Source organism: uncultured Aquitalea sp. (assembly GCF_945957525.1).
Lineage (GTDB): Bacteria > Pseudomonadota > Gammaproteobacteria > Burkholderiales > Chromobacteriaceae > Aquitalea.
This window is the reverse complement of record NZ_CAMFLA010000008.1, coordinates 169,142-188,296: the sequence shown is the minus strand read 5'-3', so window position 1 is coordinate 188,296 and position 19,155 is coordinate 169,142. Positions and strand designations below refer to the sequence as shown.

Annotated in this window: 24 protein-coding genes; 6 read left to right on the top strand and 18 right to left on the bottom strand. The window is 62.4% G+C overall.

Going from position 1 to position 19,155, the window contains the following annotated elements; translation table 11 throughout:
• The first annotated feature begins 35 nt into the window (after positions 1-35).
• Genes minC through Q0P52_RS10090 form a run of 4 tightly spaced genes read left to right on the top strand, consistent with a single transcriptional unit; the run spans position 36 to position 2,796 of the window.
• Entirely contained in the window at positions 36-755 is a 720-nt protein-coding gene (gene minC, locus Q0P52_RS10105; RefSeq protein WP_293761445.1) for a septum site-determining protein MinC, read from the top strand.
• Between the two features lie 22 nt (positions 756-777).
• Entirely contained in the window at positions 778-1,590 is an 813-nt protein-coding gene (minD, locus tag Q0P52_RS10100) for a septum site-determining protein MinD (protein ID WP_293761442.1), read from the top strand.
• 3 nt (positions 1,591-1,593) lie between these two features.
• Complete coding sequence (gene minE, locus Q0P52_RS10095; RefSeq protein WP_293761440.1) at positions 1,594-1,851, top strand: cell division topological specificity factor MinE; 258 nt, start codon at positions 1,594-1,596, stop codon at positions 1,849-1,851.
• 3 nt (positions 1,852-1,854) lie between these two features.
• On the top strand, positions 1,855-2,796 hold the full coding sequence (locus Q0P52_RS10090; RefSeq protein WP_293761438.1) for a hydrogen peroxide-inducible genes activator: 942 nt from the start codon (positions 1,855-1,857) through the stop codon (positions 2,794-2,796).
• Between the two features lie 134 nt (positions 2,797-2,930).
• On the opposite strand, the gene Q0P52_RS10085 is transcribed toward Q0P52_RS10090, so the two are convergent.
• Complete coding sequence (locus tag Q0P52_RS10085) at positions 2,931-4,088, bottom strand: PLP-dependent aminotransferase family protein (protein WP_293761435.1); 1,158 nt, start codon at positions 4,086-4,088, stop codon at positions 2,931-2,933.
• A gap of 194 nt (positions 4,089-4,282) precedes the next feature.
• Between Q0P52_RS10085 and Q0P52_RS10080 the strand changes: the two genes are divergently transcribed.
• Complete coding sequence (locus tag Q0P52_RS10080; RefSeq protein ID WP_293761432.1) at positions 4,283-4,732, top strand: MarR family transcriptional regulator; 450 nt, start codon at positions 4,283-4,285, stop codon at positions 4,730-4,732.
• A gap of 71 nt (positions 4,733-4,803) precedes the next feature.
• Here Q0P52_RS10080 and greB read toward each other — a convergent pair whose 3' ends face one another.
• The 6 genes from greB to Q0P52_RS10050 form a co-directional block, all read right to left on the bottom strand.
• On the bottom strand, positions 4,804-5,325 hold the full coding sequence (greB, locus tag Q0P52_RS10075; protein WP_293761496.1) for a transcription elongation factor GreB: 522 nt from the start codon (positions 5,323-5,325) through the stop codon (positions 4,804-4,806).
• A 95-nt stretch (positions 5,326-5,420) separates the two neighbouring features.
• Positions 5,421-5,879 (bottom strand): NUDIX domain-containing protein, encoded by a 459-nt coding sequence (locus Q0P52_RS10070; protein WP_293761429.1) that lies wholly within the window; start codon positions 5,877-5,879, stop codon positions 5,421-5,423.
• 74 nt (positions 5,880-5,953) lie between these two features.
• Positions 5,954-7,057, bottom strand: coding sequence for a pseudouridine synthase (locus tag Q0P52_RS10065; protein ID WP_293761494.1), 1,104 nt, complete (start codon positions 7,055-7,057; stop codon positions 5,954-5,956).
• Positions 7,058-7,410: 353 nt separating this feature from the next.
• On the bottom strand, positions 7,411-8,040 hold the full coding sequence (gene scpB, locus Q0P52_RS10060) for an SMC-Scp complex subunit ScpB (RefSeq protein ID WP_293761427.1): 630 nt from the start codon (positions 8,038-8,040) through the stop codon (positions 7,411-7,413).
• Between the two features lie 93 nt (positions 8,041-8,133).
• Positions 8,134-8,961, bottom strand: a complete 828-nt coding sequence (locus Q0P52_RS10055) for a ScpA family protein (RefSeq protein ID WP_293761424.1) — start codon at positions 8,959-8,961, stop codon at positions 8,134-8,136.
• The gene (locus tag Q0P52_RS10050) at positions 8,958-9,854 is read right to left on the bottom strand and encodes a LysR family transcriptional regulator (RefSeq protein ID WP_293761422.1); all 897 of its coding nucleotides are present in this window, start codon (positions 9,852-9,854) and stop codon (positions 8,958-8,960) included. Before Q0P52_RS10050 ends, Q0P52_RS10055 begins: the two co-directional genes overlap by 4 nt.
• A 101-nt stretch (positions 9,855-9,955) precedes the next feature.
• Here Q0P52_RS10050 and Q0P52_RS10045 point away from each other — a divergent pair, with 101 nt between their 5' ends.
• Entirely contained in the window at positions 9,956-10,948 is a 993-nt protein-coding gene (locus Q0P52_RS10045) for an arginine deiminase-related protein (protein WP_293761420.1), read from the top strand.
• A gap of 34 nt (positions 10,949-10,982) precedes the next feature.
• Here Q0P52_RS10045 and Q0P52_RS10040 read toward each other — a convergent pair whose 3' ends face one another.
• The 11 genes from Q0P52_RS10040 to Q0P52_RS09990 form a co-directional block, all read right to left on the bottom strand.
• Positions 10,983-11,603 carry a hypothetical protein gene (locus Q0P52_RS10040; protein WP_293761418.1) on the bottom strand — a complete coding sequence of 207 codons (621 nt, stop codon included), beginning with the start codon at positions 11,601-11,603 and terminating at the stop codon, positions 10,983-10,985.
• A gap of 136 nt (positions 11,604-11,739) precedes the next feature.
• Entirely contained in the window at positions 11,740-12,936 is a 1,197-nt protein-coding gene (locus Q0P52_RS10035) for a tryptophan--tRNA ligase (protein ID WP_293761416.1), read from the bottom strand.
• A 74-nt stretch (positions 12,937-13,010) separates the two neighbouring features.
• Entirely contained in the window at positions 13,011-13,652 is a 642-nt protein-coding gene (locus Q0P52_RS10030) for a site-2 protease family protein (protein WP_293761414.1), read from the bottom strand.
• 71 nt (positions 13,653-13,723) lie between these two features.
• Entirely contained in the window at positions 13,724-14,344 is a 621-nt protein-coding gene (locus Q0P52_RS10025; RefSeq protein WP_293761412.1) for an L-threonylcarbamoyladenylate synthase, read from the bottom strand.
• 83 nt (positions 14,345-14,427) lie between these two features.
• Positions 14,428-15,300, bottom strand: coding sequence for a 3',5'-nucleoside bisphosphate phosphatase (locus Q0P52_RS10020; protein WP_293761410.1), 873 nt, complete (start codon positions 15,298-15,300; stop codon positions 14,428-14,430).
• Between the two features lie 3 nt (positions 15,301-15,303).
• Positions 15,304-15,498, bottom strand: a complete 195-nt coding sequence (locus tag Q0P52_RS10015) for an oxidoreductase-like domain-containing protein (protein WP_293761407.1) — start codon at positions 15,496-15,498, stop codon at positions 15,304-15,306.
• Positions 15,498-15,713, bottom strand: coding sequence for an RNA-binding S4 domain-containing protein (locus Q0P52_RS10010; RefSeq protein WP_293761405.1), 216 nt, complete (start codon positions 15,711-15,713; stop codon positions 15,498-15,500). The genes Q0P52_RS10015 and Q0P52_RS10010 overlap by 1 nt, the downstream gene beginning before the upstream one ends.
• Before the next feature lie 193 nt (positions 15,714-15,906).
• The gene (locus Q0P52_RS10005) at positions 15,907-16,470 is read right to left on the bottom strand and encodes an ATP-binding protein (RefSeq protein WP_293761403.1); all 564 of its coding nucleotides are present in this window, start codon (positions 16,468-16,470) and stop codon (positions 15,907-15,909) included.
• Positions 16,471-16,906: 436 nt separating this feature from the next.
• Positions 16,907-17,902, bottom strand: coding sequence for an asparaginase (locus Q0P52_RS10000; RefSeq protein ID WP_293761400.1), 996 nt, complete (start codon positions 17,900-17,902; stop codon positions 16,907-16,909).
• A 131-nt stretch (positions 17,903-18,033) separates the two neighbouring features.
• Positions 18,034-18,567 carry a hypothetical protein gene (locus Q0P52_RS09995; RefSeq protein WP_293761398.1) on the bottom strand — a complete coding sequence of 178 codons (534 nt, stop codon included), beginning with the start codon at positions 18,565-18,567 and terminating at the stop codon, positions 18,034-18,036.
• 26 nt (positions 18,568-18,593) lie between these two features.
• On the bottom strand, positions 18,594-19,103 hold the full coding sequence (locus Q0P52_RS09990) for a hypothetical protein (protein WP_293761396.1): 510 nt from the start codon (positions 19,101-19,103) through the stop codon (positions 18,594-18,596).
• Positions 19,104-19,155: the final 52 nt, after the last annotated feature.

Sequence of the window (19,155 nt, the reverse complement as noted above, 5' to 3'; positions counted from 1 at the left end):
CAATAGAATAAATCTATTCATTTAGAAACCTGATCATGAGCCCTGTGGCGAACGCCTTTGACATAAAATCCGCCAGCCTGGACCTGCTGGCGCTCATCCTGCGCACCGGCGACGTCGCCGAGCTGAGCTCGGCTCTGGAGGCCCGTTTCGGCGTTGCCGCCAACGCGCCCAGCGAAGCCTTTGTCCTGGATGTGGAAAATATCGCCGACCCGGGCGCGCTCGATCTCGGCGCCCTGCTGCCGCTGCTGGGCCGCCACGGCATCCGCGCCGTGGCGCTGCGTCACCCGGATACCTCGCTGGCCGACCTGGCAAGCCGCTACGGCATGGCTTATGTACATTCCGCCGCGCAGGCCCGCTCGGCGCAGCCTGCGCCGGAACCGGCCAAGCCCGAAGCGGTCGTTCCGTCTGCTCCTCCCCCCGTCAGCGCCATGATTGTTGATCGCCCGGTACGTGCCGGACAGCAAATCTACGCCCGCGGCGGCGACCTGATCGTGCTGGCCATGGTCAGCGCCGGCGCGGAAGTCATCGCCGACGGCAACATCCACGTGTACGCCCCCTTGCGCGGCCGCGCACTGGCCGGCGCGCGCGGCAACGCCGACGCCCGCATCTTTGCGCGCAGCATGGAAGCCGAGCTGGTTTCCATTGCCGGCGTCTATCGCACTATTGAGCAGGCCCTGCCCGACAGCATCATGGGCAAACCGACGCAGATCTTTCTCGAAAACGAGCGCCTGGTCATGACCGCGCTTGGCGAATAACTCATTCTCAAAGGGATTTACCGTGGCAAAAATCATTGTTGTGACCTCCGGCAAAGGCGGGGTCGGCAAAACTACCACCAGCGCCAGCTTCGCCTCCGGCCTTGCCCTGCGCGGCCACAAGACCGTGGTAATCGACTTTGACGTCGGCCTGCGTAATCTGGACCTGATCATGGGTTGCGAGCGCCGCGTGGTGTACGACCTGATCAATGTGGTGAACGGCGAAGCTACGCTGAACCAAGCGCTGATCAAGGACAAGAACTGCGACAACCTCTATATCATCCCGGCTTCCCAGACGCGCGACAAAGACGCGCTGTCGCAGGAAGGCGTGGAAAAAGTGCTGAACGAACTGGCCGAGATGGGTTTCGAGAACATCGTCTGCGACTCCCCGGCCGGCATCGAAAAGGGCGCGCTGATGGCGCTGTATTTTGCCGATGAAGCGCTGATCGTCACCAACCCGGAAGTGTCCTCGGTACGCGACTCCGACCGCATCCTCGGCATCCTGGCATCCAAGTCCCGCCGCGCCGAGCGCGGCGACAGCCCGGTGAAAGAACACCTGCTGATCACCCGCTACTCTCCTGCACGCGTGGACAAGGGCGAGATGCTGTCGGTGGACGACGTAAAAGAAATCCTGCGCGTGCCGCTGATCGGCGTGATTCCCGAATCGCAAACCGTGCTGCAAGCCTCCAACTCCGGCACCCCTGCCATCCATCTGGCCGGCTCCGACGTTGCCGAAGCCTATGGCGATGTGGTTTCCCGTTTCCTGGGCGAAGAACGCCCGATGCGATTCCTCGAGGCTCCGAAAGTGGGTCTGTTGAAACGCCTGTTCGGAGGTTGATCCATGTCTCTTATCGACATTCTGTTCGGCAAACGCCAGAAGTCCGCGGCCATCGCCCGCGAACGTCTGCAGATCATTCTTGCGCATGAGCGCAACGGCCGCAGCGCGCCGGACTACCTGCCGGCCCTGCAGCGCGAGCTGATGGAAGTTATTTCCAAATACGTTGCCGTCAATCTGGACGACATCAAGGTACAGGTGGAAAAGCAGGACGATTATGAAGTGCTGGAAGTCAACATCGTACTGCCCGAGCACCAACGGTAAACCATGACCCTGACCGAACTTCGCTACATCGTGGCCGTGGCGCGCGAGCGCCACTTCGGCCGCGCGGCGCAAAGCTGTTTCGTCAGTCAGCCCACGCTGTCCATCGCCATCAAGAAGCTTGAAGACGAACTGGCCATCACGCTGTTTGAACGCGGTGGCCAGGAAGTGGCGGTGACGGAAATCGGCGAACGCATCATCGAGCAGGCGCAGCGCGTGCTGGAAGAAGCGGAAACCGTGAAACGGCTGGCAGGCGAGCATCAGAACGAGCTGGTGGGCCCGCTGAAACTAGGCGTGATATTCACCATCAGCCCCTATCTGCTTCCGCGCCTGATTCCGGCCCTGCGCATTCTGGCGCCGGAAATGCCGCTCATCCTCGAAGAAAATTACACGGCGCGACTAGCGGAAATGCTCAAGCGCGGCGAGGTAGACGCCATCATCGTGGCCGACCCCTTCGAAGAAACTGGCACGCTGGCCTGGCCACTTTACGAAGAACCCTTCGTCGTCGCCACCCCCAAGGGCCACCCTTGGGAGAAAAAGGACGCCATCCAGCCCGAGCAATTGGCGGATGAGAGCGTGCTGCTGCTCACGCAGGGCAACTGTTTCCGCGATCAGGTGCTGCAGGCCTGCAGCGAACTGGCCAGCAAGCAAAACCACAATTCCGGCCTGGCCGGCGCGCTGCAAGGCAGCTCGCTCAATACCATTCGCCACATGGTGGCCAGCGGCATGGGAGTGACCGTGATGCCGGCCACCTCGATCGGCCCCGGCGATGAAAGCCTGCTGTCGATAGTGCCCTTCGCCGCGCCGGAACCGCGCCGCAAAGTGATGCTGGTGACGCGCAAGCAGTTCTTCCGCAAGAAGGCCATCGAGACGCTGCAGCAGGCGGTATTCCGCTCGGCGCTGGATGGTGTGGCCATGCTGGAAGGCGAAAGCCCCGTCGGCGTCTGAGGCCTCACTCTGCCCGCAAAAAAGCCGGAGCTTGCGCTCCGGCTTTTTCATGTTCGCCGCTGCCTGCGGCATCAGACAACAAGGTTGGCCGAAGACGTCTTAGGCCAACCTTGTTCATCACACAATGCAAGACATCAGGCGCGCTGACGTTGACGGATCAGCGCCGCCAGACGGGCAATGCCTTCGTCGATACGTTCCGGCGCGGCGTGGCTGAAATTCAACCGCAAGTGACCGATGCCTTGCTGCGGATCGGGATAGAACGGTTCGCCCGGCATGAACGCGACGTTCTCTTGCTCCAGCGCTACTTTCAACAGCACGCGAGTATCCTGCGCTTGCTTCAACGTCAGCCAGAAGAACAGGCCGCCATGCGGCACCTGCCAGTCGGCCAGATCGGCAAAGTGCTTTTCCAGGGCCGCCTGCATGGCGTCGCGCCCCACACGATAGGTGTCGCGCAAGCGTTGCAGATGCACCGGGTAGTCCGGGCTGTTCAGCGCCTTGGCGATGAACCACTGGCCCGGACGATTGCTGTGCAGATCGGTGGATTGCTTGAGTTTGACCAGCAAAGGGTAAAGATCCGGGGTGGCAATCAAGAACCCTTCGCGCAAACCCGGTGCCAGCGTTTTGGAGAAGGAGCCGGCATAGATCCACGAAGCCTTCTTCAGATGGGACACCAGCGGCGCCGGCGCTTCGCCGTCATAGCTCAGCGCGCGGTAGGGATCATCCTCGAACACCACCGTGCTGGCGGCATCCAACACTTCGGCCAACTCGCGGCGATTGGCTTCGGTGTAACAGGCGCCGGACGGATTCTGGAAGCTGGGGATGAGGTAGGTCAGTCGCGGTTTGACACTGTCCAGCGCGGCGGCCAGATCTGCCGGCGGCAAACGTCCGTCCCGCTGGGCCACCGCGGTGATTTTGGCGCCGAACAGATTGAAGGACTGCAGGGCGGCAAGATAGGTAGGACCTTCAGTCACCAGCGGCGTGCCCGGGTCGATGAACAGCTTGGACGCCAGATCGATGGCCTGCTGGGAACCGGTCAGCACCAACACTTGGTCGGCGCTGCAGGGAATACCCATGGCTTGCGCCTGACGAGCGATGGCCTCGCGCAATTCCGGCTCGCCCTCGGTGGTGCCGTACTGGGCCAGATGCTGGGGCACATCGCTGAAATCCAGCTTGGGCAGACAGCTGGACTGGGGCAGACCGCCTGCGAAGGAAATCACCTCGGGGCGCTGCGCGGCCGCGAGGATTTCGCGGATCAACGAGCCCATGAGGCGTTCGATACGTTCTGAAAACATGGTAATCTCCCAAGTTGCCGGCGTCAGACTGTCACCATGTCTCCATGACCGAGGGTGGCGGGCGACGGGAGCTTCGCTCCTGCAGCGGCCGGTTGGGTGCGGCGCTGCCGATCAATGGCGGTCTGTCGTGGCAACCGACAATAAAATGTCAATTTTTTTGACCCAATCTACCCTGCTACCGGGCTGACGTCAACATGCCAGAGTCAACCAGTTCCATTGATCTTCGCGCCGCCATGGAAGCCTTCTTCCATGCCTATAAAGCCTTCACCGACAAACCCGACGAGATGCTCGCCAAGCGCGGTCTGGCGCGGGTTCACCACCGCATCCTCTTCTTTGTGGCACGCTATCCCGGCCTGTCGGTGAAAGACCTGCTGGCCGCGCTGGATGTTACCAAGCAAGCCATCAACATGCCCTTGCGCCAGCTGGTGGAGATGGGGCTGATCGCCAGCATGGCTGCCGCCCACGACAAGCGGGTGAAGCAGCTTTCGCTGACGCAGGAAGGCCGCAAACTGGAAGAAACCCTGCATCGCGAACAAGCAAAATTGCTGATGCAGGCCTTTGCCCATACCGGCGAAACCGCTACCGAGGGCTGGATGGCGGTCAACGCCCAGTTGGCAGGCAAGCACGCCGCGCCGACCGCCTGATCAACCCGCGCAAAAACCAAGGCCCGCAGATGCGGGCCTTGTTGTTTTCCGGGCAGTCGCCGTGTCGGCGCTCAGCTGATTTTCTCGTAACACACTTCCAGAATCTCGATGTCTTCGTCGCCATCCGGACCGCGAAACAATACGCTGTCGCCTTCCCGCGCCTTGATCAAGGTGCGAGCGATGGGCGAGATCCAGCTGATGTGGCCGCGCGGCAGGTCGATTTCATCAACGCCGACAATGCTGAGCCGCTGCTCGTTGCCGTCGCCGCGCTGGATCAGCACAGTGGCGCTGAAAAACACCTGATCAGTGGCTTCGCGCGCTTCCGGGTCCACCACTTCGGCCAACTCCAGGCGCTTGGTCAGAAAGCGGATGCGGCGGTCGATCTCGCGCAAACGGCGCTTGCCGTAAAGATAATCGCCGTTTTCCGAGCGGTCGCCATTGCTGGCCGCCCAATTCACCACTTGCACCACTTCCGGGCGCTCGCGGTTCACCAAATGGTACAGCTCGTCCTTCAGACGACGCCAACCACCCGGCGTGATGTAGTTGCGAGTGGAGGCGGGCAAACGCTGCTCGGGTGGCAGATCGTCGTCCATCTCCTCGTTTTCTTTGGTGAATGCCTTGCTCATCGACACAATTCCACAATCAAACCATCGGCGGCGCGCGGCTGGCCGCCGTCACAAGATTGACATCATGCCTGTGACAGCAGCGCGAGACAATGCGGCTCCAGCGCCCGCGGCTTAAGTTTGCAATCCAGCAGCTGCTCCGGGCCTACCCATAGCAGGTGGTACTGGTTGTCCTTGCTCATCTTGGCCAGCTCCGGACCGCCCAGCTGCAGGGTGCCGCGGTGCTTGCTGGCAATGAAAACATGCTCTAGCCGACCCTTGTGCTCGAATTCGCCCAGCTTGTCGCCCAGCCACACGGTGAGACCGGTTTCCTCGCGTGTTTCGCGCACGCAGGCCATGGCCGGCGTTTCGCCGCTCTTGATGGTACCGCCGGGCAGCACGTAGCGCACCTTGCCCGACTTGACGCGCTTCATCAGCAACAGCCGGCCTTCATCGATGATGATGATGGAGGCGCGCGGCCCGCGTGGCGTCAAGACTTCGACTGGCGGGTCTTCGGCAAACAATCTGCGCAGAAAATCAAACATCGCAATTCCAAGAAAAAGGGTGATGGCGCGCCATCACCCTGTCGGGAGTCATCGGAAAACGGAGAGCCCCGCGATCAGCGACGGACTTTCTTTTTGCCGGTGACGGTCAGGTCGGACCATTTCATCACGGCGGCCACTTCGGCTTCGTTCAGTTCATAGAACTGACCGCGCTTGAGGCGCGGGGGCAGGCCCAGATTGCCGAAACGCACGCGGATCAGACGGCTGACGGTGAGGCCGAAGTGCTCGAACATGCGACGCACTTCGCGGTTGCGGCCCTCTTTGATCACCACGTTGTACCACTGGTTGGCGCCGTCTTCCGCACCGCCGCGCTGGTACACGCGCTGGAATACGGCCGGGCCGTCTTCCAGTTCCACGCCTGCAGTCATTTCCTTGGCGATTTCCGGGGTCAGCTCGCCCAGCACGCGCACAGCGTATTCACGCTCCACTTCAAAGCTGGGGTGCATCATGCGGTTGGCCAGTTCGCCGCTGGTGGTGATCAGCAGCAGACCCGAGGTGTTGATGTCCAGACGACCAATGGCCACCCAACGGCTGCTGCGGGCTTGCGGCAGGCGCTGGAAGACGCTGACGCGGCCTTCCGGGTCATCGCGGGAGACGATTTCGCCTTCCTGCTTGTGATACATGATGACGCGCGGCAGGCGGTCGGGCCATTTCAGCTTGATCTGGTCGCCCTTGACGGTGACGCGGTCCTCCGGGCCGACGCGATCGCCCAGGCTGGCGCGCTTGCCGTTGACCTGCACCAGGCCGGCTTCGATCCACTCTTCCATTTCGCGACGGGAGCCAACGCCGGAAGCCGCCAGCGCTTTTTGCACGCGCACCGGTTCAATATCCGACTTCGCCAGGCGCACATCGCGCAGGCGCTGGGACTTTTCCTTCACATCCTGATTGGGACTGCGCAGCTTCAGTTTCTTGGCGCGGGTCACCAGCTGCTTGGCGGGTTTGCCGTTGCCGCGCGCTTCGCCAGTCGCGGCGGCCGGGGTGCCGGCCTCGGCCGGCATGGCGGCGTTCTTGTTGCCGAAGCGGCGTTCGTGCTCCAGCCCGGCAGGCTTGTTGCCGCCGTTGCGACGGCCCTGGCCGGCGGCTGCCGGCGGCTTATCGCCCGTCTGGCGGCGCGGTTTTTTCGGTTCGGCCACATTGCCGTTGACCTCGCCGCCGGAAATGCCTTTATTCTGACGCTGCAACTCCAGCTGAGCCAGTTCGGAGCGGCTCATCTTGAACAGCGGCGCGCTTTCATGCGGCGCGCCCTGTCCGCCGGTCAGCAAGTTGCCGTAGGCGTCGCGGGCCTGACGGCGCGGTTGCTGCGGTTTGCCGGCCACCGGGCCCTGGCCCGGGTTGCGCGGCTTGATCATATTGCCGGCCTTGGCGCGCGGCTGGCCTTTGCCGTGAGGCGCGTCTGACTGACGGCGGGAGGATTCACGGCCTTTGGCACGCGCCGCCGGCTGGCGGGCGTTTTGTTGTCCTTTAGACATAGATCTTGCTCTTTCTGTATGAGCGCGTCGGTTGGCGCTGCGGCCTATTCCGGCATCGGCTCAGGATTGTCCGCCTCATCGTCGAGGGGGATGCTGTCTTCGGCGTCTTCGCCGGTCGCTTGCGGCTGGGCCTCGGGTACCACCAGGCTGCCCAGATCGGCCAGCGGGGGCAGATCTTTCAGCGACACAAATCCGAGATCGTCGAGAAACTTGCGGGTGGTGGCGTATAGCCCCGGCCTTCCGGGCACATCCTTGTGCCCGATCACTTCTATCCAGCCCCGCTCGGACAGCGTCTGCATGACGCTGCTGGACACTGATACGCCACGAATGGCTTCGATGTCGCCGCGGGTAACAGGTTGTTTGTAGGCGATAATCGCCAGCGTTTCCATCACCGCGCGCGAGTAGCGCGGCGGTTTCTCCGGATTGAGCCGCGACAGGTAGGGCGTGAATTCGGCCCGCGCCCGAAAGCGCCAGCCGGAACTGAGCCTGACCAGTTCGACTCCCCTGCCCCGCCAGTCACCCTGGATGTCGTCCAGGATGTCGTTGATCAGAGCGGCCTTGATGTCTTCGGCAAACAGCTTTTTGAGCTGGGCAACGGAAAGTGGTTCCGTGGCGGTCAGCAACGCCGTCTCCAGCACGATCTTCAGATAGTTTAAGTCGGTGATGGTGGACATCGGCCAGATATCGGGGCCCGATGGGCCCGCCATGTCAAAACGCGGGGAAGGCGCGGATTTTACACGACTTTTGGAATTTCCGCAGCATCTCGCTCAACTGACGGCCAGCCGCACGTAGATCGGCTGGTAGGCGGCTTCCTGACTGACGCGCACCAAGCCTTCTTTCACCAGTTCCAGCACGGCGATGAAGTTGACCACCAGATGCGCCACGCCCTTTTCCACTTCGAACAGCGATTCGAAGGATACGTATTCGCGATCATGCAGATAACGCAGGATCCAGCTCATCTGTTCGCGCACCGACAGCTCGTCCTTTTCCACCTTGTGATGGCGGTTGTGCTTGGCCCGCGACAGGATGGCAAGCCAGGACTGGCGCAGATCCACCGGTGAGACTTCCGGCAGGCGGGCCTCCGCCGACTGCTCGATCAGCACCGCCAGCCAGGCGAAGTCGCGATCCGCCTGCGGCAGTTTGTCCAGCTCAAGGCCGGCCAGCTTCATCTGTTCGTATTCCAGCAGACGCCGCACCAGCTCAGCGCGCGGGTCGTCCACCTCGCCGTCTTCGTCCACCGGCGGGCGCGGCAACAGCAGCCGCGACTTGATCTCGATGAGTAGGGCCGCCATCAGCAGGTATTCCGCCGCCAGTTCGAGACGCTCGCTGCGCATGGCGTCCACATAACCCATGTACTGGCTGGTGATTTCCGCCATGGGAATGTTGAGCACGTCGAGGTTCTGCTTGCGGATCAGGTACAGCAAGAGATCCAGCGGGCCTTCAAAACTGTCGAGAATCACCTGCAGCGCGTCCGGCGGAATGAACAGGTCTTGCGGCACCTCCAGCACAGGTTGGCCGAAGACGTGCGCGATCGGCACGCCGGCGGGCAGCTCGGGCGAGGTGAGGGCGAAATCCTGTTCGGTGGCGGTGCTCATGGGGCGGAGTGTACCCCAAGCCGGTGCTGTTTGACCCAGTCAAGAAACAGGCGCGCCGGCCCGGACAGGCTGAGTTTGCGGTGATAGGCCAGCATGATGGTGCGCGTGGGCTCGTGTTCGGCCAACGGCAGACGCTTGAGACCCGCCGTGATCATGACCTCGGGCAGCGCGCTCCAGCCCAGGCCGGCTTCGGCCAACATGCGCAGGGCCTCCAGATAATTGGACGGTTCGCGCACGTCCAGCGCGGTGCCGGCTTGCTGGAACAGCGCCTCCACCAGCCGCCGGCAACGGGTGTTGCCGCCCGGCAGCAAGGCCGGGTAGCGCGAGAGGTCGCCCAGCGTCAACGCCGGCAGCAGCGCCAGGGGGTGCTGCTCCGCCACGGCGAAACAAAGCTTTTCATCCAGCACCGCCACGTATTCCAGCATTTGCTCGTGCAGCGGCGGCTCGGACATGAAACCCAGCTCCAGCTCGCCCTGACTGAGCAGGCGATGGGTTTCCGCGGAGGTTTTGAAGTCGACGGTGAGATCAATGCCCGGGTAGTGACGCACAAAATCGGCCAGCCAGGGCTTGAGGTAGTAAAGACCGATGTGCTGCGTTGTGGCCAGATGCAGGCTGCCGCTCTGGCTGGGCTGCATCTGCCGCAGCAACTGCGCCGCCTCGTCCGCTTCGGCCAGTATGCGCAAGGCGTGCGGCAGGAAGGCGCGTCCGGCTTCGGTCAGCACGGTACGGCGGCCGATGCGGTCGAACAGGCTGACACGCAAACCGTCTTCCAGGCTCTTGATCCGCTTGGACAGGCCCGGCTGGGTCAGGTGCAGGCAGTCGGCGGCGCGGGAGAACGACGACTCACGTGCGGCAGCGACAAAGGCCTTGAGGGCGGCGAGGTGAAAATCCATTCCAATTCATTATGGTTTTGTCAAACAAATCCAACTTTTTGTTTGATTTTGCTGCGGCTACTATAGCAGTCCCACCTGCATTTTGTCCGACATAAAACATCATGGGAAACCAATATTTGCCTTGGGCGCGCGAACTGCCGCCCGCTCGCGTCGCGCAGCCGCAACTGGCGCGCGCCGTGGTGATGGTGCGCCCCTACGACTTTGCCTTCAATGAGCAAACCGGCGCCGACAACGTCTTCCAGCATCGCCTTGGCCTGCCGCCGGTCGAAGTGACCGCGCTGGCCTTGTGCGAGTTCGACGCCATGACCGCCCGACTGGCGCGTCACGGTCTGAAGGTGATGGTGATGGAGAAGAGCGACGACGGCTTTCCCACGCCCGATGCCGTGTTCCCCAACAACTGGTTCACCACCAGCGCGGACGGCACCCTCAGTGTCTATCCCATGCACACGGCCAATCGACGGCGCGAGCGGCGCGTGGAGCAGCTGGCGCGGCTGCTGTTGGCCGAAGGCTATCAGATTCACCAGATCAGCTGGATGGGGCAGCCGTGGGAAGAGGAAGAAATCCTGGAGGGCACCGGTGTGATGATTTTCGATCATCCGCGTCGACGCGTTTACGCCGCGCGTTCGCAACGCTGCCACCCGTTGGCCTTGTACCGCTACGCCAGATTGCGCGGCATTGAGGATGTGCAGCTGTTTGATACGGCAGACAGCCGCGGCGTCCCCATTTATCACACCAATGTGATGATGAGCGTGGGCAGGGAGTTTGCCGTGATCTGCGGCGACAGCCTGCATCTGGCCGAGCAAAGGAAGCAGGTGCTGGAGACGCTGCGCGCCACACACGAGGTGATCGACATCAGCCACGAGCAGGTGGAAAAGCACTTCTGCGGCAACATCCTGCAGCTGGAGACGGCGGACGGCACCCCGCTGATCGCGATGTCGGAAAGCGCCTGGAAGGGCTTTACGCCGGCGCAGCAAGCGCTGCTGGAAAAACATGGTCAGCCGGTGATCAATCCCATCCCCACGATCGAAGCCGTGGGCGGCGGCAGCTGCCGCTGCATGCTGGCGGAAATTTTCCTGCCCCGCGCAGAAGCCTGACAACCTAGCGCCATGTCTTCGGCAAACCTGTGATTCAGGTCGCCGGTTTGAGCGCCGGCAGGCCGTCCAGCACCCAGCGGCGACCATGCAAGCGCAAACGCCAGCACAGCACGGACTGCGGCGTTTGCTCCGCAGCGCTCTCCTCCCAGCACGGGGCGCCCGATGCGGGATCGATGCCGTAGAAAAACCCGCACACATTCACCCGCACCACGATACGTTCTTTACCCGGCTGCAAATCGGTTTCCACCAGTTGCACCGTCGGGTGATCCACATTGCCCATATCCACCAGCTTGCCGTGCGTGCCGAAATGCAGCACGCGCAGCGCCAGCAGTTCGGTGAAAAACAGCGGCGAGGTCTGCTCGCGTAGGGCCTCATGCTCGCCGGTGGCGAGAAAATGTCGGTAGGCGCGCCAGATCAGCGCCACGTCGCCAACCAGTACCTCATTGCGCAAAGCCGTGCCCAGCAGGCGATTGCTGCGTCGCAAGCCGGCCATGCGCAATACGCCATGACCCGAAGCCACACCCAGCCAACCGGCATGCAAGCCGAAGAAAAGCGCCAGCGCTGCGGCCACATGCCCCGCGCCTAGCGCCAAAGCAAGCGACAGCGCAGCGACACTCAGGCTGAATCGTAGAGGAATGACGAGTAGAGACGACACGAGACGACCGGATCAAATGGAAATGAGGTGGCCATTATCCTTCGTGTCATTACGTATGCATATCGGGAAAAATACATAAAAAAGCCGGGACAACATCCCGGCTTTTTCTTTCAACTGCAGCGCGTGCGGACCCGGCTCAAAAACCCAAGCCCATGGCGGCGCGCACATCGTTCATGGTGTCCTTGGCCACCTGCTCGGCGCGGCGGCAGCCTTCAAACACGATTTCCTTCACGCGGTCCGGATGGGTCAGGTATTGCTCGGCCCGCTCGAACATCGGCTGCTGCTCCTTGAGCACGCCGTCGATCACCGGTTGTTTGCAATCCAGACAGCCGATGCCGGCGGTGGTACAGCCCTGCTTTACCCACTCGCGAGTATCGTGATCGCTGTATACCTGATGCAGCTGCCATACCGGGCATTTCTCCGGATTGCCGGCATCGGTGCGGCGCACGCGGGCCGGGTCGGTGGGCATTGCGCGCACCTTCTTGCTCACTTGTTCCGGTGCTTCGCGCATGGTGATGGTGTTGCCGTAGGACTTGGACATCTTCTGGCCGTCCAGGCCCGGCATGCGGGACGCGGCGGTGAGCTTGGCCTCCGGCTCCGGCAGGATGGTCTTGCCCTTGTTTTCCAGCCAGCCGGCCAACCGCTCGCGATCCGCACCGCCCAGATTCTGGCTGGCGGCCAGCAGTTCGCGCGCCTGTTGCAGCGCTTCGGCGTTGCCATCTTGCAGGTAGGCGGTGCGCAGTTGCTCGAACTGCTTGCCGGCCTTGCCGATTTTTTTGGCGGCGGCGCGGGCCAGTTCTTCGAAATTGGGTTCCTTGCCGAACAGATTGTTGAAGCGGCGAGCCACTTCGCGCGTCAGTTCGATGTGGGGAACCTGGTCCTCGCCCACCGGCACCAGACCCGCCTTGTAGATCAGGATGTCGGCCGCTTGCAGCAGCGGGTAGCCGAGGAAGCCGTAGGTGCCCAGATCCTTGGTGGACAGCTTTTCGATCTGATCCTTGTAAGTGGGCACGCGCTCCAGCCAGGACAACGGCGTGGACATGGACAGCGCCAGGTGCAGTTCGGCGTGTTGCGGCACCTTGGACTGGATGAACACGGTCGCCTTTTCCGGATCGACGCCGGCGGCAAGCCAGTCGATCACCATGTCCCAGATGCTTTTCTCGATGATGGAAACGTCATCGTAGTTGGTGGTCAGCGCGTGCCAGTCGGCCACCATGAAATAGCAGTCGTGGCTGGCTTGCAGCTCCACCCAGTTCTTGATCACGCCGTGATAATGGCCCAGATGCAGGCTGCCCGTGGGGCGCATGCCGGAGAGGATGCGATTGGCAAACATGTGCTGTGTGTCCGGTCAGGATTGCCGGGTGCGACAAGGCCGGCATATGCCGGCCTTGTCGCACCCGTTTCGGTTCAGAAAAAGATTCCGAGGAGATGATACACCATGTTGATGAAGGGGCTGAGGATGGGAGTGAGCAAGCCGGTCACCACCAGCGCCAGCAACACCCACATGCCGTAGGGCTCCAGCCGGGAGTATTTGTAGGCCATGCCCGCAGGCAGGAAGCTCTCTACGATGCGTCCGCCGTCCAGCGGCAGGATGGGCATGAGGTTGAGCACCATCAGCACCACATTGATGTTGATCCCGGCGCGGCTCATCAGCGCCAGCGGCTGGGCATAGCTGTTGTCCATGCTGGCGGCCAGCTTGAACAGCAGCACCCACATCACCGCCATGGCCAGATTGGCAAGCGGACCGGCCGCCGCCACCCAGCGCATGCCGCTGCGCAGATTGCGCAAGGCGCCGAAATTGACCGGCACCGGTTTGGCCCAGCCAAACAGGAAACCGCTGGTCATCATCGACAGCAGCGGCAGCAATACGGTGCCGATGGGGTCGATGTGCTTGAGCGGATTGAGGGTCATGCGCCCCATCATGTAGGCGGTGTTGTCGCCGAAACGACGGGCCGCGTAGGCGTGCGCCGCTTCGTGCAGGGTAATGGCGAACAGCACCGGCAATGCGTAGATGCAGATGCGCTGGATGAGGGTATCGATATCGCCCATGGTGTCGGTCTTGTCCTGAATGCTTGAATTGGCTACAGATCGGCAAAAGCCGCGCGGGTTCCTTCGGCCGACTACAGACCGAACACGGCCGGATCGCCCTTGCCGCGTCGCAGCAGCTCCACGCCTTCGGTCATGTCGATCACGGTGGTGGGGTCGGTGCCGCACCAGCCGCCGTCAATGACGGCGTCCACGCTGCGTTCCAGCCGGTCGCGGATTTCATAGGGGTCGGTCAGCGGTTCTTCATCGCCCGGCAACATCAGCGTACAGGAGAGAATGGGTTCGCCCAGTTCTTCCAGCAGAGCCAGCGCCACTTTATGGTCCGGCACCCGCAGCCCGATGGTGGAGCGCTTGGGGTGCAGGGTGCGGCGTGGCACTTCGCGCGTGGCTTGCAGGATGAAGGTGTAACTGCCCGGCGTGGCGGCTTTCAGCATGCGAAACTGGGTATTGTCCACCTTGGCGTAGTTGGCCAGTTCCGACAGGTTGTGGCACACCAGCGTGAGATGGTGTTTGAGATCGATCTGGCGGATTTCCAGAATGCGCTCCATGGCGTTTTTGTCTCCCAGCATGCAGCCCAGCGCGTAGCAGGAGTCGGTGGGATACACCACCACCCCGCCTTCGCGCATGATTTTCACCGCTTCGCGGATCAGGCGTTGCTGCGGATTGTCCGGATGAATCATGAAAAACTGTGCCATTTTGCCTCTTGCTTGTCCCGTTACGCCGCGCGTCCGGAGCTGTATGTGATCCCGCCTCAGCACCCCGGGCGAGAGTCTTGTTGTCAGATCCCTGCTGCGCGGGGTGCACGAATGATGCGTTCGTTCAGCGCCTCCCACACCGGCTTGCAGATGGCCGGCAAATCGTCGGTTCGGCCAACATCGCGCCCGCTTTCATTGGGGGCGTGAAAATCGCTGCCGGCACTGGCCAGCAGTCCGTAACGTTCCGACACCAGCGCATACCGGTGCAAATCATCCAGCCCGTGACTGCCGCTGGCGACCTCGATCGCCTGACCGCCCGCGTCCTTGAAATCGAGAATCAGTCGGTCCTTCAGGGTCCAGCTCAAGTCGTAGCGGCCCGGGTGGGCGATGACAGCGATGCCGCCGGCGGCGCGAATCCAACCCACGGCATCGGCCAGCGCCGCCCACTCGTGCGGCACATAGCCCGGCTTGCCCGGCGTCAGGTATTTGCGGAACACGGTGCGCACGTCCTTCACCTGACCGCTGTTGACCAGATGGCGGGCGAAGTGGGTGCGGCCAATCATTTCCGGGTTGTCGCACACGGCCATCGCGCCTTCAAACGCGCCGGTGATGCCGGCCTTGGCCAGCGAGGCGGCCATGTCGCGCGCGCGATTGACCCGCCCTGCGCGAATGCCGGCCAGCCCCTCGGCCAAGGCCGGGTGGGCCGGATCAATGCCCAGACCGACTATGTGCACCGTATGGCGCACGTTCCAGGTAACGGAGATTTCCACTCCATTGAGAAAATCCACACCCAGCGAAAACGCCGTGGCGGCTGCTTCGGCCAAGCCGCTGGTGCAGTCGTGATCGGTCAGCGCCACTAGCGTGGCCTGGCGCTCGGCCGCGCGCGCAATCACCTCGGCTGGCGGCAGTGCGCCGTCGGAGGCGTGCGAGTGAAAATGCAGATCAATGCTGGCCATGCGTCAGTTTGCTTTCTGCGGAGTTTCCGCTTGCGGTTGTCTGGCCTGCCACTTTGCCAGCTGCTGCCGGTATTCGCGCAGATCGGCGGCGTATTGGTCGAGGATGCAGGGTTCGCAACCGCTGCCGCAGCACATGTTGTCCGTCACCTCGGCCGGCGGCTCGGGCATCGGATCGAACACGTCGTCCTGCTGGCTCATCAGGACGCCACCACGCGGATGGTGAAGCCTTCGCCGCTCACCAGCTGGCCGGCGCGTATCTTGCAGGTCTTGCGCAGCTCCTGCTGACCGTCTACCTGCACATTGCCTTCGGCGATGAAATGTTTGGCCTGACCGCCGGAGGAACACACGCTGCAAATTTTCAGCAGATCGCACAGGGCGATGTAATCGGTAGTCAAACGATAGGTTTCATTCATTTTTGCACATCCAGTCTGGACAGGGCTGTGAGCCGGCTGTGGACAAGCACCTCAAGTGCTTGATGCGCCGGCCGATTTTCGCACTGCCTGTTTTTTAATCAATTCCCGCCTGTTTTCCACCGCTGGCAGGGACAGCGCTGTGGGCGGGCTGTGGACAAATACGGCAAATACCTGATTTGTCAGGGCATAATCTTCACTGCTTAAAATTTGCGCAATCCGGCAAGCCGGATCGCAAGGCGCGCAAGGCCTGCCAGACGCTGTCCACCCGCGCTTGCCGGCTGCCGCGAACGATCAGCGGCGGTATGCCGGAATGCGCTATTTCTGCCTGATACAAGCCGAACAACCAGTCGCGCTGAGCGGGATGCGAGCGCAATGGGTCCGGCTGCCAGGGAATGTCCGGCGCAGTCAGTACCGTCAACGCGTAATCCTGCGGCCGATTAAGTCCGGCCAGCGCACCAGACGCCGCGCCAAAAGCCACTTGCGCCCAGACCACACAAGTGACGACCGTGGTATCGCACAACAGCCAATCCGCGTCCGCATGGCGGCGTTCTGTCTCCAGCTGCCCGCGCGCGATGGCTTCGATATCCGCCATGGCCACGGTATAGGGCCTGTCGGCGTAATATTCCCGGGCGTACTCCGCCGCCCAGTCCGCCGTTTCTCCCGCATTCTGCAAGGCATTGCGCAGATCTTGCGCCAGTGTGGTCTTGCCGCAGGACTCCGGCCCGATGATGGCGATACGCGTTTGCTGTGCGACCAAAAGCCAGGCTCCCAAAACGTTTGATTATACGTCGTCCCGGGGGATGGCAAACAGCAAGGCATAGGGGCTTGTGGAAGAATCTGCCGCTTTTTCACAGCCTGCGGGGACAGGCTTGTGTACCGGCTGTGGACAAGCGAGCCAAACCGCTGACGGGAAAAGGGCTTTTTCCAAGCGCTTATTTTTTAGGCAGTTGCAAAGGTTTTCCACGCCAGCCGTGAACGGCTGTGTGGACCTGTTGTGGATAATGGGGGCAAGTTGCTGATCTGCAAGGCTTTGCCGCCACTGATTAAAAAACAGGCAATTCAAGCACCACCAGCGGGCTTGCCCATGAAAAAAACGGGCTCTGAGCCCGCTTATCCGGCTATCCACAGCGATGGCGGCGCCGTGGCTCGCAAGGCGAGCGCGCCGCGCAGATATCGCCGACCAGGCCCCCCCCTTAACTGATTTCGCCGGCCAGATTTTCCGCCAGCCGCGCACGCAACGCCTCGCCTCGCAGCCCTTGCGACAACAGTACGGTGAGCTTGGCCACCGCCGCTTCCGGCGTCATGTCCGCGCCCGGCACCGCACCGGCGCGGGCCAGCGGCTGGCTGGCGGCATAGGCCCCCACCTCCACCGCGCCCACCGTCACCTGGGTGAGATTCAATACCGCGCCGCCGCGCGCGCTCAACGCCGCCACGCCGTCCAGCAAAGCTGGCTCCGCCGGCGCATTGCCATTGCCGTAGCTCATCAGCGCCGCGCCATCCAGGCGGTCTTCGGCCAACATCTGACCCATCAAGGTCGCGCCGTGGCCCGGCGTCAGGAACAGGCAGGCGACGCGCAGGCGTTCGTCCAGCGCCATGGGCACGAAACGATCACCATCCGGCTTTCGCCACAGTTCGCGTCGCCAGTCGGCCTGTATGCCGAAGCGGGCCAAGGGAGCGGCGTTCGGGCTGGCGAAGCCGGAGAAGCCGGCGGCGTCCAGCTTGCGCGCGCGGCAACCGCGCAGCAGCAGCCGATCGAAAGCAATGACCACTTCTGCCAGATCTCGCTGGCAGGCGGCTTCCAGTGCGTCGGCGATATTGCTCCAGCCATCGGAGCGCGGATGCACCAGCGGCAGTTGCGAGCCGGTCACCACCACGGGTTTGCCGAAGCCGCGCAAGGCGAAGGCCAGCAGGCTGGCGGTATAGGCCATGGTGTCGGTGCCGTGGATCACCACGAAACCATCGTAGCGATCGCGCTCGCGGGAAAGATCGCCCAGCAGCTGGTTCCAGTGCGCCGGGGTGATGGCGGAAGAATCGATCAGGCTGGGGTATTCCACCACGTCGAATTGCAGATCGGGCTTGAGAAAGCGTTCCAGCAGACGGGGCAGCAAACCCGGCTTGGGCGCCAGGCCGTCCGGAGTCTGGTCCATGCCGATGGTGCCGCCGGTATAGAGGACAAGCAGGCGAGTCATGCGATTTCCTTGTTGCAGCGTCAGGCCGCTATGGTAACGCAGTTGCCGCGCGCGTTTGCGGCGGACAATACAAAACCCCGCCGGGCGTGCCGACGGGGTTTTCCATGGCAGGAGCAGCGCCCGTATGGCGGTTAGCGCAGCGCCTGGTTGATGGCGTCGTTCACCGCATGTTCGGCATCGCCGATGTGGTGAACGATGCGCGCTTGCAGGCTGCGCAGCCAGGGATCGTCTTCTTCGTGGCTGGCGTCCTTGCGCGCCTTGTCCAACAGGCGCAATGCTTGATGGAAGCGGTCTTCCGGGCGGTATTGCGCGTCAGGCGGCATGCGATCGAACGGGTCTTTGCCGTCGCTGATGGCAGCGTCTTTCATTTCATGCCGCGCGCGATTGATGGCTTCCACGGCGCGCACCTCTCCTTGCTCGACACGCGGCTGATCCGGACGGGCCAGCAAGTCGCGGGCGATGCGCAGATCGGTCATGGCGTGCATGTAATAGGGATGCTGATCCGGATGCCACTGATGCTCGTCGTACTTCCAGGCGCGGCTTTTCAGCCAGTCGTTGTTGTGGTCCCAGTTATTGTCCCAGCCGTCGGCAAAAGCAGCTCCGGCGGCGCCCAGCAAAACCGCGCCGGTCAGCAAACCGACAGCAAGGCGTTTGGCGATAGTCATGTTTGTTCTCCCTGATTTTTCATCGGTCAGCGCAAAGCGTCGGCGATGGCTTGTTGTACCGCGCGGTGAGCGTCGTCGATGTGATGCAGGATCCGGCCCTGCAATCCCTTGGCCCACGGGTCGTCCTCAGGGTGGCTGGCGTCGCGCCTGGCCTGCTCCAGCAGTTGCAGCGCCTTGTGGAAACGGTCGGTGTTGCTGACATTGGCGTCAGCGGGTTTGTAATCCCACGGATTCTTGCCGTCTTCAATGGCGGCCTGCTTCATCTCGTTGAGCGCCGCGTCGATAGCGCCCACCGCCCAGCGCTCGTCGTCCTGCACCGGCTGCACATCCGGCCGGGCAAGCAGCCAGCGGGCCTGACGCAGATCGGTCATCGCATGCAGGTAGTAAGGATGTTCGGCGGGATTCCAGTGCGGCGCCTGCGGCACCTGCTTGTACACCACCTGGGTACGGGTGGGTTGCACCACGCAGGCGGACAAAGATGCTGTACCGATGACCATCAGCCCCAGGCTGATGGCGCGGACTACGGATTGCTTCATATTGTTTTTCTCCCTGATATCGGCCACTGGCCTTGCCTGGACGCATCATGGT

What these genes read in the sequence shown, in the direction of transcription:
- minC (WP_293761445.1), top strand. Translation starts at nt 36, where the DNA reads ATGAGCCCTGTGGCGAACGCCTTTGACATAAAATCCGCCAGCCTGGAC.
- minE (WP_293761440.1), top strand. Translation starts at nt 1,594, where the DNA reads ATGTCTCTTATCGACATTCTGTTCGGCAAACGCCAGAAGTCCGCGGCC.
- Q0P52_RS10090 (WP_293761438.1), top strand. Translation starts at nt 1,855, where the DNA reads ATGACCCTGACCGAACTTCGCTACATCGTGGCCGTGGCGCGCGAGCGC.
- Q0P52_RS10085 (WP_293761435.1), bottom strand. Translation starts at nt 4,088, where the DNA reads ATGTTTTCAGAACGTATCGAACGCCTCATGGGCTCGTTGATCCGCGAA.
- Q0P52_RS10080 (WP_293761432.1), top strand. Translation starts at nt 4,283, where the DNA reads ATGCCAGAGTCAACCAGTTCCATTGATCTTCGCGCCGCCATGGAAGCC.
- greB (WP_293761496.1), bottom strand. Translation starts at nt 5,325, where the DNA reads ATGGACGACGATCTGCCACCCGAGCAGCGTTTGCCCGCCTCCACTCGC.
- Q0P52_RS10070 (WP_293761429.1), bottom strand. Translation starts at nt 5,879, where the DNA reads ATGTTTGATTTTCTGCGCAGATTGTTTGCCGAAGACCCGCCAGTCGAA.
- scpB (WP_293761427.1), bottom strand. Translation starts at nt 8,040, where the DNA reads ATGTCCACCATCACCGACTTAAACTATCTGAAGATCGTGCTGGAGACG.
- Q0P52_RS10055 (WP_293761424.1), bottom strand. Translation starts at nt 8,961, where the DNA reads ATGAGCACCGCCACCGAACAGGATTTCGCCCTCACCTCGCCCGAGCTG.
- Q0P52_RS10050 (WP_293761422.1), bottom strand. Translation starts at nt 9,854, where the DNA reads ATGGATTTTCACCTCGCCGCCCTCAAGGCCTTTGTCGCTGCCGCACGT.
- Q0P52_RS10045 (WP_293761420.1), top strand. Translation starts at nt 9,956, where the DNA reads ATGGGAAACCAATATTTGCCTTGGGCGCGCGAACTGCCGCCCGCTCGC.
- Q0P52_RS10035 (WP_293761416.1), bottom strand. Translation starts at nt 12,936, where the DNA reads ATGTTTGCCAATCGCATCCTCTCCGGCATGCGCCCCACGGGCAGCCTG.
- Q0P52_RS10030 (WP_293761414.1), bottom strand. Translation starts at nt 13,652, where the DNA reads ATGGGCGATATCGATACCCTCATCCAGCGCATCTGCATCTACGCATTG.
- Q0P52_RS10025 (WP_293761412.1), bottom strand. Translation starts at nt 14,344, where the DNA reads ATGGCACAGTTTTTCATGATTCATCCGGACAATCCGCAGCAACGCCTG.
- Q0P52_RS10020 (WP_293761410.1), bottom strand. Translation starts at nt 15,300, where the DNA reads ATGGCCAGCATTGATCTGCATTTTCACTCGCACGCCTCCGACGGCGCA.
- Q0P52_RS10015 (WP_293761407.1), bottom strand. Translation starts at nt 15,498, where the DNA reads ATGAGCCAGCAGGACGACGTGTTCGATCCGATGCCCGAGCCGCCGGCC.
- Q0P52_RS10010 (WP_293761405.1), bottom strand. Translation starts at nt 15,713, where the DNA reads ATGAATGAAACCTATCGTTTGACTACCGATTACATCGCCCTGTGCGAT.
- Q0P52_RS10000 (WP_293761400.1), bottom strand. Translation starts at nt 17,902, where the DNA reads ATGACTCGCCTGCTTGTCCTCTATACCGGCGGCACCATCGGCATGGAC.
- Q0P52_RS09995 (WP_293761398.1), bottom strand. Translation starts at nt 18,567, where the DNA reads ATGACTATCGCCAAACGCCTTGCTGTCGGTTTGCTGACCGGCGCGGTT.
- Q0P52_RS09990 (WP_293761396.1), bottom strand. Translation starts at nt 19,103, where the DNA reads ATGAAGCAATCCGTAGTCCGCGCCATCAGCCTGGGGCTGATGGTCATC.